Origin of the sequence: Psychrobacter immobilis (assembly GCF_904846235.1) — a bacterium.
Lineage (GTDB): Bacteria > Pseudomonadota > Gammaproteobacteria > Pseudomonadales > Moraxellaceae > Psychrobacter > Psychrobacter immobilis_C.
In genome coordinates this window covers 1-1,309 of sequence record NZ_CAJGZN010000050.1, presented here as the reverse complement: position 1 = coordinate 1,309, position 1,309 = coordinate 1, and the positions used below count along the sequence as shown (strand labels likewise).

Genomic DNA, 1,309 nt, shown 5'->3' with positions numbered 1-1,309 from the left:
TGAACCGCCCCGACTTTATCGGAGAGTGATTTACTTGAGTCAGGCAGCGATGCCTGACAGGGTTAAATTATCATAATACCGCTTTTCAAACTCAAAGGGTGACACATATCCAATCGTGCTATGCAATCGTGTTCTATTAAACCAATCCACCCATTCAAGGGTTGCTAGTTCAACATCGTTCACACCAGTCCAGTTCTGTTTTAAATAATGAATCACCTCAGACTTATAAAGCCCGTTGACCGTTTCAGCTAATGCATTATCGTATGAATCGCCTGTCGTACCGACAGAAGCTATAACACCGCATGTAGCCATTTTATCAGTATAGCGAATGGATAAATACTGAACCCCTCGATCACTGTGATGAATCACATCTTTGGGATAGTTTCTATCTGCTATTGCTTGATTTAACGCCGCCATCACCATATCTGTGTTCATACGATTAGATACTTTCCAGCCCACAATAGCGCGAGCAAACACATCAATAATAAAAGCGGTATACACCCAGCCGCTTATCGTCTTGATATAAGTAAAGTCTGCCACCCAGAGCTGGTTAGGGCGATGAGCGCTAAAGTTACGATTAACTAGGTCATCAGCACGCTTTTGATCATCACGGCTGTGAGTTGTTATTTTACCCTTACCGCGCCAGACACCTTGTAGGCCATGCTGTCTCATTAAACGCTCTATGGTACAACGAGCAACCTTTAACCCGTCAGCTTTCATCTGCTGCCATACTTTACGCGCACCGTAACGGCATTTGCTGTCCTGCCAGATACGTTTAATCTCGCTGATGTAAAAGTCGTCATGTTGACTGCGCAGTGAGCGTTTTTCAGGGTAGCTCTCCAAGTCTTTAGCACGGTGATAGGTTGATGGGGCAATCGGTAATACTCTACAGATCAGCTCGACCCCATAATTATTCTTATGATCGTCGATGAATTGAATCATGATTTTAGTCAGCGGTCGAGCTCCGCCTGGGCGAAAAAAGCGGCAGCCTTACGTATGATCTCATTGGCTTGCTTGAGCTCTCTGCACTCGCGTTCAAGCTCCTTGATGCGCTCTTTATCACTTTGCGCTTGCACCGATGCAGGAATAGTTTGATCGATGTGTTTTTTATGCCACGACCGCAGGGTTTCAGGCGTACAGCCAATCTTAGGGGCAATGGCTTGAATGGCTGACCATGTGGAAGGATAGTCGCCCAACGCTTCTATCAGCATGCGAACGGCGCGTTCTTTAATCTCAGGAGTGTAGGTTTGTTTTTTCATTGTCGTATTCTCTCAGAATGTTGAGTCTCCGACAATCCCGGGGCGGTTCA

Annotated in this window: 1 protein-coding gene and 1 other annotated feature; the gene reads right to left on the bottom strand. The window is 45.9% G+C overall.

Features of this window, described 5'->3' with window-relative positions:
• Positions 1 to 39: 39 nt before the first annotated feature.
• Positions 40 to 1,259 (bottom strand): IS3 family transposase gene (locus JMX07_RS13455; protein ID WP_379607240.1). Its coding sequence is split into 2 segments (ribosomal slippage): positions 40 to 983 and positions 983 to 1,259, totalling 1,221 coding nucleotides; the frame shifts between segments, so codons are not numbered across the junction.
• Positions 868 to 984: a sequence feature (AL1L pseudoknot), on the bottom strand. (Overlaps the previous gene by 117 nt.)
• Positions 1,260 to 1,309 lie beyond the last annotated feature (50 nt).